We start from the raw sequence: 13,973 nt of genomic DNA on the forward strand, positions 1-13,973 counted from the left end.
GATGGACTTACAGATTGTGAAGAAACAACAGGATTAGATAATCCAAACACACCATTAGATCCAGCGGGAGTAACAAGTGATCCAAACGATGCTTGCACGCCATTTACAGAAGCAGGAGGTTGTACGCCAATTGCAAATGATGATTCTGTTACAATTGAAGCAGATGTGGATACAATAATTAATGTAACAAACAATGATACAGATCCAAATGGTACAATCGATGTTACAACAATCGATTTAGATCCTTCAACTCCAGGTAAACAAACAACGTTTACAGTGCCAGGAGAGGGGACTTATACAGCAAATCCTGATGGAACGGTAACTTTCGATCCAGAACCAACATTTGCAGGTACAGGTACGCCAGTAGAGTATACAGTGGAGGATAACGATGGAAACATTTCAACTGTAGCTACTATTACAGTAACGGTAACAGCGTGTCCAAATTCAACGGATACAGATAATGATGGCTTAACCGATTGTGAGGAAACAACAGGAATCGATGATCCAAGTACACCACTTGATCCAGCAGGAATAACAAGTGATCCAAATAATGTATGTGATCCAATCGCAAGTAGCCCATTAACGGATACGGATGGTGATGGCCTTACAGATTGTGAGGAAACAACAGGATTAGATAATCCAAACACACCATTAGATCCAGCAGGAACAATTAGCGATCCAAACAACACATGTGATCCAATCGCAAGTAGTTCGTTAACGGATACAGATAGCGATGGTTTAACAGATTGTGAGGAAACAACGGGATTAGATAACCCTAACACACCTCTAGATCCAGCAGGAACGATAAGTGATCCAAATGATGCTTGTGCACCATTTACAAATGCAGGAGGTTGTACGCCAATTGCAAATGATGATACGGTATCAACAGAACCAGATACAGATGCGGTTATTAATGTAACAAATAATGATAGCGATCCGAATGGTACGATTGATGTAACGACAATAGATTTAGACCCTGCAACACCAGGACAACAAACTACGTTTACCGTGCCAGGAGAAGGAACTTATACAGTAAATCCAGATGGAACCGTAACCTTCGATCCAGAACCAACATTTACAGGTGTAGCAACACCAGTAGACTATACGGTAGAGGATAACGATGGTAACATTTCAACAGTAGCTTCTATTACAGTAACTGTAACAGAATGTCCAAATGGAACGGATAGTGATGGCGATGGTTTAACAGATTGTGAGGAAACAACAGGAATTGATGACCCAAGTACACCACTTGATCCAGCAGGAACAACAAGTAATCCAACTGATGCATGTGATCCAATTGCAACTAGTCCATTAACGGATACAGATGGCGATGGTCTAACAGATTGTGAGGAAACAACAGGATTAGATAATCCTAATACACCATTAGATCCAGGAGGAACAATAAGTAATCCAAACGATGCTTGTACGCCATTTACTGATGCAGGAGGTTGTACACCAATAGCAATAGATGATGAAGCGATTGCAAGTACAGATACTGATGTTATAATTGATCTGACAGATAATGATTCAGATCCAAACGGAACTATCGATGACACAACAGTAGATTTAGATCCTGCAACACCAGGACAACAATCTACGATTACTGTGCCAGGAGAAGGGATTTATACAGATAATGGCGATGGTACAATAACCTTTGATCCAGAAGCAGGCTTTACAGGCTCATCAACAATCACTTACACAGTAAATGATGAAGATGGTAACCCAACAAATGAAGCTACAGTAACTGTAACAGTTCAGGATAATCCAATTGCTCAAGATGATGTTAAAGAAGACAATGCCTCAGGGACTGCAGTTACACTAAATGTAATAGCAGATAATGGAAAAGGAGAAGACAGTGACTCAGATGGAATAATAGATCCATCAACAGTTACGATAACCACACCAGGAGCTACAGATAGCGATAGTGATGGCGATAATGATACCTTAGTAGTATCAGGAGAAGGAACTTGGATCCTTGATGAGGCAGGAAACTTAACGTTTACACCAGAGTCAGGCTTTACAGGAAACCCTACGGCTATTACTTATACTGTAGAGGATAACGAAGGGAATGAGTCAAATGAAGCAACAGTAACTGTTACTTACATAATGGTTAGTGACATTGCACCAATAGCAGAGGATGATGAGGATTTAGCAAACACACCAGGGTCTACAGTTATTATCAATGTAACTGAAGATAATGGCAATGGAGCAGATTCAGATGAAGATGGTTCAGTAAGTGTAACTACGGTAACTATTACAACACCAGGAGCTACAGATACAACAAGCGATGGTGATAATGATACCTTAGTAGTAGCTAATGAAGGAACATGGACATTAGACGAAGGAGGAAACTTAACGTTTGTTCCAGAAGCAGGCTTTACAGGTAATCCTACACCAATAAGTTATACTATTGAGGATAACGATGGTAACGTTTCTAATGAAGCAACCGTAACAATAGGCTATTCATTATGTCCAAATGGAACGGATAGTGATGGCGATGGTTTAACAGACTGTGAGGAAACTACGGGAATCGATGATCCAAGTACACCACTAAATCCTGAAGGGAAAACGAGTGATCCAAATGACACTTGCGATCCAATTACAACGGGTTGTTTAGCTTTAGTTGAAGTAACAAAAACGGCTAACGTTTTAAATAGTTCATTAGGAGGAGAGATTATATATACTATTGTAGTTCAAAATACAGGGGATATATTATTAACTGATATAACGTTAGTAGATACCTTCCTTAATTTTAGAGGGGAAACAATTTCTTTAACTGAAGAGCCAAGATTTGATAGTGCAGATCAAGGAAGTGATGAAGGTACATTACGTTCCGGTGAGTCAGCTACCTATACAGCTAGTTTTACTATCGATCAAGATGCGATAGATTCTGGAGGAGTTAAAAACAGTGTATTTGTTTCTGCTTCAACAAAATCGTCGGGTATTGTAACTGATGATAGTGATGATGGTAATGATTCAGATGGAAACTCAGAAGATGATTCAACAGATACAGAATTAGATTGTTTAACTGTATTTAATGAGTTTTCACCTAATGGTGATGGAGAAGGAGATACTTTAGTTATTAAGTGTATTGATAATTATCCAGATAATAAATTAGAAGTATATAACCGTTGGGGTAATATAGTGTATGAGAAGAAAGGCTATAGTAGTAGCGATGCATGGGATGGAACATCTGGAGGAAGAGCTACAGTTAATTCTTCTGAACAATTACCAGTAGGAACATATTACTATGTATTAGATAAGGGAGACGGAAGTAAACCTTTAGCAGGATGGTTATATATAAACAGATAATTTAAGTAAACGACTAAAAAAAGATTAAAAATGATACAAAAATCATCATTAATAAAAGGTTTAATTTTAGTAGTGTTTACTGCACTATTAAGTTTAGATATACAAGCACAGCAAGACCCTCAGTTCACGCATTATATGTATAACACCATGAGCGTAAACCCTGCTTATGCAGGACAAAGAAGAGTATTAAGTGCTACAGCTTTATACAGAACGCAATGGGTAGGTCTAGATGGAGCTCCAAAAACCGTAACTTTTGGAATTCATTCTCCATTAAGAAACGAAAAATTAGGAATAGGTTTAAACATAGTTAGCGACCAAATTGGACCTGCAGAGGAAACTAGTATAGATGCTAATTTATCGTATTCGTTTCCCGTAAATGATAAGGATTTAAAGTTTTCATTCGGTGTAAAAGGTGGTATTCATATCCTTGATACCGATTGGAGCAAAGGTCGTTATCAAGATACAGATCCTTTATTTCAGGAAAATGTTAACCTTATATCTCCAACAATAGGAGCAGGATTATATTTGCATTCAGAAAAAGGGTATTTAGGGTTATCGGTTCCAAATATTATAAGTACAGAACATTACGATGATTTCGAAGAGTCTGTAGCAACAGAACGTTTACACTATTTTTTAATTGGTGGATATGTATTTGATGTTAGTGATAATACTAAGTTAAAACCAGCCTTTTTAGTTAAGGGTGTTTCAGGAGCACCAATTATTGCAGATCTATCAGTAAATGCCTTATTTAACGAAAAATTTACTTTAGGATTAGCTTATAGATGGGATGATGCCGTTAGTGGTTTAATAGGTTTTCAAGTTAGCCCAGAAATATTTTTAGGATATTCTTACGATGCAACAACTACCGGATTAAATAATTATAATAGTGGGTCGCACGAAATTATGCTAAGATTTGAATTACAAGAAATAGCTAAAATTTTATCACCAAGATTCTTCTAAAAAAAACTACAGACATGAAAAAACAGATATACATACTTTCTATATTAGGTGCTTTGGTTTTTAATTGTGCTTTTGCACAAAAAGTAAAATCTTCAAGAAAGGCTATAAAAAAATATGAGAATCTAGCTTATGTAGATTCTCGAAATCAACTTTTAAAATTAGCTAATCAGGATGATGTTTCGCCAGATGTTATTGAAAAACTAGCTAATTCATTTTATTTTAATAATGAAATGAAAGATGCTGTAGTTTGGTATGATAAATTAATGGCGTTTAATTTGCCCACGGAACCTGAAAATTATTATAGATACGCCCAAGCACTTAGGGCTGTTGAAAGGTATGACGATTCAGATAGAGTATTAAAAAGTTTTGCAGCCATTCGATCTGAAGATTCAAGAGTTTTAGAGTTTTTGAAAAAGCCCGAATATGTAAAAGCGATCAATGAAATTTCAGATGATTACGAATTAGTTAATTTAGACATAAATACAGCATATTCAGATTTTGGAACGTCAACTTATAATGGACACTTAGTTTTTGCTTCTTCAAGAGATCAAGATGAGAATATTTATAAATGGAATAATCAGCCGTTTTTAGATTTATTCGAATTAAATGATAACGGTAGTGTTTCAGAAGTAAATGGCGATGTAAATACAAAGTACCACGAATCTTCTACTTCATTCACAAAAGATGGTAAAACAGCTTACTTTACGCGAAATAACTTCCACAAAGGAAAGTTTAAAAAGAATGATAACGATATTCATGGCCTAAAAATTTATAAGGCAACTTTGGTTGATAGTGTATGGACAAACATTGTGTCTATGCCTTTTAATGATGATCAATATAACGTGGCGCATCCTGCGCTTAGTCCAGACGAGAAGCAATTATATTTTGCGTCAGATATGTTTGGAACTCAAGGTGCTTCAGATATTTTTGTTGTCGATATTAATGAAGATGGTAGTTACGGAGTGCCTAGAAACTTAGGTCCTAAAATTAATACGGAAGGAAGAGAGAATTTTCCTTTTGTTAGCGAAAACGGAACGCTTTATTTTTCTTCTGATGGACATCTTGGTTTAGGAGGTTTAGATGTTTTTAAAATTGCTGCCAATAACATTAATGATGATTCTTCGATGATTCAGAATATGGGAGAACCAATTAATAGTCCTAAAGACGATTTCGGATTTATTATAAATGATGAAACTAACAAAGGTTATATTTCATCAAATAGAGAAGGCGGTAAGGGAGATGATGATATTTACAGTTTTGAAAGACCATCTTGTTTAAGGGATGTTGCTGGAACCGTAGTTAACAAAAGAACGCAAATGATTATTCCTGATGCCGATGTGTTTGTTTACGATTCTAATAGAAACTTGCTTCAAACCTTTAAAAGTGATGCATCGGGTAACTTTAGTTTTAACTTAGACTGTAAGGAAAGAACGTATTTAATAGAAGCCAAAAAAGATAAGTATAAGGAAGATTTTATAGACTTTACTGTTAAACCAGGACAAAAGGCTGAGTTAGAGTTAGAATTAAAACTAGATCCGGAAGCGGCTACAATTGGAACAGATTTAGCGTTACTGTTAGGGTTAAATCCTATTTATTTCGATTACGACAAATCATACATTCGTCCAGATGCCGAAATAGAATTAGCTAAAGTTATTAAGTACATGAAGGAGTACCCTAATGTAAAAATTGATGTACGTTCACATACCGATTCTAGGGGTAAAGATGCTTACAACTGGGCGTTATCAAATAGAAGAAATAAATCGACAAGAGCTTATATTATCGAAAAAGGTGGCATATCTTCAAGTAGACTAACTGGTCAAGGATATGGCGAAACACGTTTAGTGAACCACTGTAACAACAGCGTTAAATGTTCTAAACAAGAACATCAAGATAATAGACGTAGTGAGTTTATTGTAGTTTCAAATTAAACACAGTTACAAACTAATATAAAAAGCATCTAAATTTATTTAGATGCTTTTTTCTTTTAACAAGATTTACCAAGTAATTATTTTGTTCGTATTTTTGTTGTCTATGGAGGAAGAAAAAGTAATACTTGTAAATGAACAAGACCAACAAATAGGGCTAATGCCAAAAATGGAAGCACATGAAAAGGCCGTATTGCATCGTGCATTTTCAGTTTTTGTTTTTAATGATAAAAACGAGCTCATGTTACAACAAAGAGCATTTAATAAGTATCATTCTCCTGGACTATGGACCAATACCTGTTGTAGCCATCAAAGGGATGGAGAAAGTAATATTGAAGCAGGTAAAAGACGTTTACAAGAAGAAATGGGGTTTGTGGTTAATTTAAAAGAATCTATTTCATTTATATATAAGGCTCCATTTGATAATGGATTAACAGAACACGAATACGATCATGTGTTATTAGGCCATTACAATGGCGAACCTATATTAAACCCAGATGAAGTAGCGAGTTGGAAATGGATGCCGTTAGAGGCTGTTAAAGCGGATATAGTGGTACATCCAGAAGCATATACAGAATGGTTTAAAGTTATTTTCGATAAATTCTACGAACATATAAATATAACCTCTTAAATGAAAGTTACAGTTAGCAGAAAAGCACATTTTAATGCAGCGCATAGGCTGTACAGAAAAGATTGGAGTTTTGAAAAAAATGACGATATATTCGGGAAGTGCAATAACCCCAACTTTCATGGTCATAATTACGAACTTATTGTGAGTGTAACTGGCCAAATAGATAAAGAAACAGGGTATGTTATAGATATGAAAGTTTTAAAAGATATCATTAAAAATAATGTTGAAGATGCTTTCGATCATAAAAATTTAAATCTAGAAGTACCAGAATTTAAAGATTTAAACCCTACAGCCGAAAATATAGCTGTCGTAATTTATAATAAAATTAAGCCTGAATTAAGTGATAATTTAGATTTAGAAATAACACTTTACGAAACGCCAAGAAATTTTGTTTCGTATTCTGGAAATTAAAATGATTTATTAACCAAGCATCAAAAAGAGAATTCTTATTTTTGCTGAAATATTAAAAAGAGATTATAATGGCAAATGTTAGAAATTTAAAAAAAGATATAAATTACGTTTTAGGAGATATCATTGAAGCGGTTTACGTTTGGGAATACTCAAATACAGATAAAGACACAAAATCAAGCGAGGCTATCATAGATGAGGCTATAGCAACTTTTGATGCCTTAATAGTTAAGGTAAATGAAAAAGATGTAGAGAACCCTAAAGCGCATTTTAAAGCGATAAATGCAGAACTTGAAAGCAAGGGACGAGAATTAATTGAAAAAATTAATAAACTTGGATAAAATTTTTAACTGAGTGCTTGCAAATTTAAAATTTGCGTTTATATTTGCACCCGTTAAAACGCCGATGTAGCTCAGCTGGCTAGAGCAGCTGATTTGTAATCAGCAGGTCGTGGGTTCGAGTCCCTCCATCGGCTCAAAAAAAAAGCTTTCCATTTTGGAAAGCTTTTTTTATTCTAACTATTTTGATTTTTAAAATTAGTTGCTTTTTTCGGCAGCTTTAATGTCTAAAATGAAGTTATCCAATTCTTTACCATATTTAGAAGACTTAACTTTTGATGATAAGGATTTATTAATGGTATCTAATAAATCAATTCTAGCATTGTATATTTCTGTTAACGCTAAATAGGGAGCAACCTCGCTATCTTTATTATTTAAGGCAAAATTTACGGTGTATAAATATTTGCGTTTAACGCTGCTTTTAGCTTCATTTCTTAATTTACTGAATCTAGCAGTGTCATTTGCTTGTTGAGCCTCAAATTGCTCCTTTATCACTTCTAAATTTCTATTATTCATTTTAGAAATAAGTGTTTTATATTCCTCCATGACTTTTTGTTGTTCAGAACCCTTAATATCAACATCAAAAGCAAAGTTTTTTAAGGTTGTATTAATTTCGGTTATGCCTTTATCTGCAAAAAATGGTATTCTATCTGTATCTTTACTTTGCTTATCTAAGTATAAAAAGTATACTTCAGGTTCTTCTAAATCACTATGCAATTCAATTTTAGGATTACCATTTACCAAAATAGAGTCTACAGTAACTAATAAAGTATCCTGCATTTTCTTTAAATATACGGTGCCTTTCTTTAATCCTTTTATGTTAGCAATTACTGTTAAATCACTCTGATCTTTTCCACAAGCTATAAATAATAGCGTTAATACTATAATTGATATTTTTCTCATTGATATTTTAAATAAGTTGATAAGGACAAATATCAAACAATTAAATGGCTTTTACTAGTTACCTTTTATTAAAATGTTTTGTTAAATAAATCATAAAAGAACTCTAATTTAAAATTTGGCACGAGGATTGTAATATACTAATCGTAATTACAATCGTTAAAAATGTTTATTGAGTGGTTACTTTAAACAGAAGATTAGTAATTCATATTTTGGTTGGTTAGTTAGAAAAAAAGCATTCTATTTAGGATGCTTTTTTTATGATTTAAACTCATTATTTAGAGAATTAAAATGTTTTTAAAAGTGTATTTCATCGATAAAATTGATTATTTCAACTTTAAATGTTAAAATTTAATGTATTTCAGCGATTTATAGTGTTTTTAATCGATTTGATAAGTTTATTAATTATATATTTGGAGTGTACTAAATAACACACTTTTTAGTTCAATGGATTAATTAATTAATATTTGCATTATGTTGATAAATTAGGAAACCCCAAATCTAGATTCATAATATAAAAAAGCAAATTGAAAGAAAACCGAGTTTGAGGGAACTCGGTTTTTTTATGCAATAATTCGAAATGTTAAATTAATTCGTTTTCCAATAATTTTTTTAGTTTTTGGTATCTGGTGTAGCCAATTGTCTTGAGTTTCGCCTTGCATTAATAGCAGGCTACCATGTTGTAAATTTAGTTTTGCTTTAAGCGATTTATCTCCCTTGTGTTTTAAATTAAAAACACGTTCGGCACCAAAAGAAACCGAAGCTATTATAGGGTTTTTACCTAATTCTTTTTCATTATCGGCATGCCAACCGTTACTATCATTGCCATCTCTGTATAAATTGGCTAAACAACTTGTAAATTTTACTTTTAAATGCGATTCAATTTTACTCTTAATGAGTAATAAATCATCATTAAAAGGATATGGCTGCATGGTTATATTGCTGTATTTGTATGTATTTGTGTTATTGGCGTAAAAACAGGTTAAACGAGGTTGTAAATGTGTTTTTCCGTAAATGGTTATTGAATCTTGTTGCCACTTAACATAATTTAGAAGGTTTTTAAAAAAATTAGTGGCTTCACTGGCATTGAAAAACTCCGGGTAATAGGTTATTTCGGCGTCTTTCAGATTTAAATTTATATCACTTTTAAAAAGCATATTCTTTTATTTTCTAAATTAGCATAATTCAAAATTAAAATGAAGTATACCTTAGTTTTTTTATTCTGCCTTATTTTTCAAAATATGTTTTCGCAACTACCTGAAGGTTTTGTGTATGTTAAAGATATTATTCCGGATTTAGGTGTCGAGTTACGTTATTTTACCTCTAATAATTTTGTAGGAAAACCAATTAATAGTTACCAATCTAATAAGCTTATACTAACGGAACAAACTGCACAGGCTTTAAAAAAGGTCCAAGAAGCATTGCAAGAACAAAATTTATGTTTAAAGGTTTATGATGGCTACAGACCTCAAGAGGCCGTTAATCATTTTATAAGTTGGGCTAGAGACTTAAATGATACCATAATGAAACCTCAATTTTATCCAGAGGTTAAAAAACGTAATTTATTTAAATCTGGATATATATCTTCTAGATCTGGGCATAGTAGGGGAAGTACGGTTGATTTAACAATAATTGATGGAAATACGGGAATACCTTTAGATATGGGAAGTCCATATGATTTTTTTGGAGAAGAATCTTGGGTGGCCTATCCAAAGCTTACAGACACTCAAAAAGCTAACCGACAATTATTACAAACCGTTATGTTGAAATATAATTTTAGGAATTACTCTAAAGAATGGTGGCACTTTACTTTACGATGGGAGCCATTTCCTAAAACGTATTTTGATTTTCCGGTGGAATAGTATTAGTGTATAATCCTATTAATACCAGCGTTTCTTTTTCTTTTTAGAGGCTTCACTTTTACGTCCTTTTCTGTGTTTACTGCCTGTTTTATTAGAGGTATGTATAATTGGTTTTGCTTTAGGATCTAGTGGATACGGATGGTCTTCAACAACATCTAATTGTAGGCTAATAAGTTGTTGTATGGCTTTTATGTAGTTTTTCTCATCTGCCGAACAAAACGAATGTGCTATACCTGTGTTTCCTGCTCTAGCGGTTCTACCAATACGGTGTACATAGGTTTCGGGAACATTTGGCAAATCGAAATTTATAACCGCATCTAATTCGTTTATATCAATACCACGTGCAGCCACATCGGTTGCAATTAATATGTTAACCTCGCCTTTTTTAAATCGTGTTAAGGCATCTTGTCTTGCAGTTTGACTTTTATCACCATGAATACTATCGGCTTTATAATTGTTTTTTATAAGCGTTTTTTCAAGTTTATCTACACCATATTTTGTGCGTCTAAAAATGATGATATTTCCTTTAATTGTGTTTCGTAATAAATGTAAACACAATTCTATTTTTTTAGGTTTTGGGACAAAGTATAATAACTGAGCCACATTTTTTGATGTTGAAGAATTTTGGGCAACCTCTACGCGCTCCGGATTGTTTAAAATAGAATTCGCTAATTGTTCTACTTTATGCGGAATAGTTGCCGAAAACAATAGGATTTGTTTTTCTCGAGTACATAAACGCTCTATTTTTCTAACATCGTCAATAAAGCCCATGTCTAGCATCAAATCAGCTTCATCCAAAACTAAAGTTTCAACGTAATCTAAATTAATACTGTCTTGTTTATGTAAATCGAGTAAACGACCTGGAGTAGCAATTAAAACATCTACACCTTTTTTTAAAACTTCTTTTTGTGGTTCTATTGATGCGCCACCATAAACTACAGTGGTTCTTAAGTTGGTATAAGAACTGTAGGTTTTAAAGTTATCTTCAATTTGAATGGCTAATTCTCGCGTAGGACTAACAATTAAAGCTTTAATGGTTTTACCTTTTTTAGGAGCATCTTGCTGGTCTAATAGAGATTGTAAAATAGGCAGTGCAAAAGCAGCCGTTTTTCCCGTTCCGGTTTGGGCAGAAACAATAACATCCTTATGCTCCAAAACAAGAGGGATAGTTTTTTCTTGCACTAAAGTAGGGTTATCGTAACCAGCTTCTGCAACGGCACGTAAAATAGGTTTGCTAATTTTTAAATCTTTAAAAGACATCTGTAATAGTTTGTTGCAAAGATATAACAAACCAAACCAAAGCTACTTTAAAAACTGTTTCAGTTTGTCTCTTTTTCGTTTGGGTATAGCATCATTGGTTAGTATGCATTCAATATGCGCCTTGTTTTTTTCTTTACTGTATAGTAAATTAAAGAACTGATGTGTAGTTAAACTGTTTTTAGCTTTATCAATTAACTCAAAAGTGTCGCCTGCTTTAACAGAACCTGCTTCTAAAACACGAATATATGTACCCGGAAAACCATGATTAATAAATTGTTTCAGGATGTTTTGATTGCCAAATTTAACACCCAATTTAAAACAAGGTTCTCTAGGTTGTGTAATTTGAATAAGCGCTCCACCTAATTTATAAATATCTCCAATATGGATTTCCTTTTCATTTAAACCAGAAACGGTTAGGTTTTCACCTAGCATACCATAACTCCAATCTAAATTAGGATATAAGTTTTTCCAATACTCATAATGATCTTCAGAAAATAAATAGCAGGCCTTAAACTCGCCACCATGATGTTTTCTATCTGTTACCTCGTCGCCTTTAACGTCTGTAGTACCAAGAAAAATAGGTTGATTGGTAGGTGTTTTATAGATGCCAGTAACTACTTCTTTCCCATTCCAGATAATGGTTGTTGGTTTTGCTATATTGGTAGCGATTATTTTCATTTAGGCTTTATTGAAAAGGGTTTTAATTTCAGGTTTCGATAATTCTATTAGAGTAAAAATACCTAAAACGATACCTAGAATGCCAGTAAGACAATTTACTACGGCTATTACAAATACAAAATTATAGTTTTTTAGGTTTTTAATATATTTTGAAGCCAATAAAGTTAATACACCAATGGTTATACAAAATAATAAACCGATACCGCCAATTATAGCGAAAATCCAGCCAAAATTAAAAGGAAGTTCTGTGTTAGTATCGCTATTTTCAGCCATCGCGCCAATTAGGAACCCCAAACAACCGTAAATAATAAATACAATTGAAAAACATAATGTTAGAATGCCCTTTACAAGGTATAAAATCCTGAAGGTATTTAAGTTGTTTTTTGCAGCTTCCATTTAAGCGGTTTTCTTATTGATTAGTTAAGTGATTGTTACTATTTTTAATACGACAGTTTACTTCCTTAAATTCACAATCCGTTCCAACAGCGTAGGATGCGAATAATGCATAAATACATAAGCCGGATGTGGTGTTAAATTACTCAAACTATTTTTAGATAGTTTTTTAAGCGCGGTAATTAATGGATCGCCTTTATAGGTGTTTTTTGCATAATCATCGGCTTGGTATTCAAATTTTCTAGAAAACAGATTCATTATTAATCCTGTAATTTCAGAAATAGGCGCGTATAGTAACCCAAAAGCAATTAAACCAATATGAAAACTAGGCGTTGTAACACCTAAAGCTTGCGATAATATAGGATTTGAAATAAATAAGGATAATATAAAAAGTGTAAATCCTGTTAATAGAATGAATGCAAATAGGTTAAAAATAATATGTTTCTTTTTATAGTGTCCAACTTCGTGAGCCAATACAGCTACAATTTCTTCGTCATCCAAATCATGTATTAATGTGTCGTAAAGGGTTACGCGTTTTTCACTTCCAAAACCAGAAAAATAGGCATTGGCTTTTGTACTTCGTTTAGAGCCATCAATTACAAAGATTTTATCTAGCTTAAAACCAACTGTTTTAGCATACGCCGAAATTTTATCGCGCAATGTCCCATCTTCTAAAGGGGTTTGTTTATTAAAAAGGGGCACAATAAGTTTGGAGTAAAACATATTCATAAACAACGTAAATACAGCTACTAATGCCCAAGCGTACAACCAAAAATGCTGTCCAGTAGCCTCATAAAACCAAATTATTAATGCTAAAATACCGCCTCCTACAATGGCCATCATGAGCCAACCTTTTATTTTATCTAGAAAAAAGGTTTTTACAGTTGTTTTATTAAATCCAAATTTTTCTTCAATTACAAAAGTGCTGTAATACGAAAAGGGTGTAGTTAAAATATCGCTGCCAATCATAATAATACCAAAGAAAATAAGCGCAACTATAATGGAGTTTTTACTGTAGGTTCTTGCAATATTGTCGACAACCTCGAAACCATCAAACCATAAAAAGCCTAGCGTTAAAATTAAGGAGAAGGTAGATGTTAATAAGCCAAATTTATAGTTGGTTGTTTTATAATTTTGCGATTTTTTATATTCTACGTCATCATAAACATCTTGTAACTCATCAGGAAGTGAATCGTTATAATGTTTTGCATTTAAGGCGTTTAGAATTTTATCGATAATAAAACTTAGAATAATAATTATTAAAATGATGTAAAATAGGCTTTGGGCATCCATAAATATTATTCTA

13 protein-coding genes and 1 tRNA gene are annotated in these 13,973 nt (G+C 33.3%); 8 read left to right on the plus strand and 6 right to left on the minus strand.

Annotated features, from left to right (window positions below; all coding sequences use genetic code 11):
- From HNQ90_RS14560 to HNQ90_RS14590, 7 genes are all read left to right on the plus strand, one after another.
- Window positions 1-3,312, plus strand: a 3,312-nt coding sequence (locus HNQ90_RS14560) for an Ig-like domain-containing protein (RefSeq protein ID WP_183822370.1), incomplete at its 5' end; no start/stop codon positions are given.
- Window positions 3,313-3,342: 30 nt separating this feature from the next.
- Window positions 3,343-4,272, plus strand: a complete 930-nt coding sequence (locus HNQ90_RS14565) for a PorP/SprF family type IX secretion system membrane protein (protein ID WP_144116596.1) — start codon at window positions 3,343-3,345, stop codon at window positions 4,270-4,272.
- A 14-nt stretch (window positions 4,273-4,286) separates the two neighbouring features.
- A complete protein-coding gene (locus tag HNQ90_RS14570) occupies window positions 4,287-6,200 on the plus strand; it encodes an OmpA family protein (protein ID WP_144116595.1) in 1,914 nt (637 codons plus the stop codon).
- A 103-nt stretch (window positions 6,201-6,303) separates the two neighbouring features.
- Entirely contained in the window at window positions 6,304-6,828 is a 525-nt protein-coding gene (gene idi, locus HNQ90_RS14575) for an isopentenyl-diphosphate Delta-isomerase (protein ID WP_144116606.1), read from the plus strand.
- On the plus strand, window positions 6,829-7,239 hold the full coding sequence (locus HNQ90_RS14580; protein WP_144116594.1) for a 6-pyruvoyl trahydropterin synthase family protein: 411 nt from the start codon (window positions 6,829-6,831) through the stop codon (window positions 7,237-7,239).
- 68 nt (window positions 7,240-7,307) lie between these two features.
- On the plus strand, window positions 7,308-7,577 hold the full coding sequence (locus HNQ90_RS14585) for a hypothetical protein (protein ID WP_092852774.1): 270 nt from the start codon (window positions 7,308-7,310) through the stop codon (window positions 7,575-7,577).
- Window positions 7,578-7,637: 60 nt separating this feature from the next.
- Window positions 7,638-7,711, plus strand: a tRNA-Thr gene (locus HNQ90_RS14590).
- A 61-nt stretch (window positions 7,712-7,772) separates the two neighbouring features.
- Here the strand turns inward: HNQ90_RS14590 and HNQ90_RS14595 are convergent.
- Window positions 7,773-8,477 (minus strand): DUF4369 domain-containing protein, encoded by a 705-nt coding sequence (locus tag HNQ90_RS14595; protein WP_144116593.1) that lies wholly within the window; start codon window positions 8,475-8,477, stop codon window positions 7,773-7,775.
- A gap of 560 nt (window positions 8,478-9,037) precedes the next feature.
- Window positions 9,038-9,631 (minus strand): alpha-ketoglutarate-dependent dioxygenase AlkB family protein, encoded by a 594-nt coding sequence (locus tag HNQ90_RS14600; protein ID WP_144116592.1) that lies wholly within the window; start codon window positions 9,629-9,631, stop codon window positions 9,038-9,040.
- Between the two features lie 39 nt (window positions 9,632-9,670).
- Here HNQ90_RS14600 and HNQ90_RS14605 point away from each other — a divergent pair, with 39 nt between their 5' ends.
- Window positions 9,671-10,336, plus strand: a complete 666-nt coding sequence (locus tag HNQ90_RS14605; protein WP_144116591.1) for a M15 family metallopeptidase — start codon at window positions 9,671-9,673, stop codon at window positions 10,334-10,336.
- Between the two features lie 18 nt (window positions 10,337-10,354).
- Here HNQ90_RS14605 and HNQ90_RS14610 read toward each other — a convergent pair whose 3' ends face one another.
- The 4 genes from HNQ90_RS14610 to HNQ90_RS14625 all read right to left on the minus strand — a co-directional run bounded on the left by HNQ90_RS14610 (window position 10,355) and on the right by HNQ90_RS14625 (window position 13,960).
- On the minus strand, window positions 10,355-11,596 hold the full coding sequence (locus tag HNQ90_RS14610) for a DEAD/DEAH box helicase (protein ID WP_144116590.1): 1,242 nt from the start codon (window positions 11,594-11,596) through the stop codon (window positions 10,355-10,357).
- Between the two features lie 42 nt (window positions 11,597-11,638).
- Window positions 11,639-12,274, minus strand: coding sequence for an MOSC domain-containing protein (locus tag HNQ90_RS14615; protein WP_144116589.1), 636 nt, complete (start codon window positions 12,272-12,274; stop codon window positions 11,639-11,641).
- Entirely contained in the window at window positions 12,275-12,547 is a 273-nt protein-coding gene (locus tag HNQ90_RS14620) for a hypothetical protein (protein ID WP_244962225.1), read from the minus strand. It abuts the gene before it with no gap.
- A gap of 180 nt (window positions 12,548-12,727) precedes the next feature.
- Window positions 12,728-13,960 carry a M48 family metallopeptidase gene (locus tag HNQ90_RS14625; protein ID WP_144116587.1) on the minus strand — a complete coding sequence of 411 codons (1,233 nt, stop codon included), beginning with the start codon at window positions 13,958-13,960 and terminating at the stop codon, window positions 12,728-12,730.
- Between the last annotated feature and the right edge of the window lie 13 nt (window positions 13,961-13,973).

The sequence above is a fragment of the Algibacter amylolyticus genome, assembly GCF_014202225.1.
Taxonomy (GTDB): domain Bacteria; phylum Bacteroidota; class Bacteroidia; order Flavobacteriales; family Flavobacteriaceae; genus Algibacter_B; species Algibacter_B amylolyticus.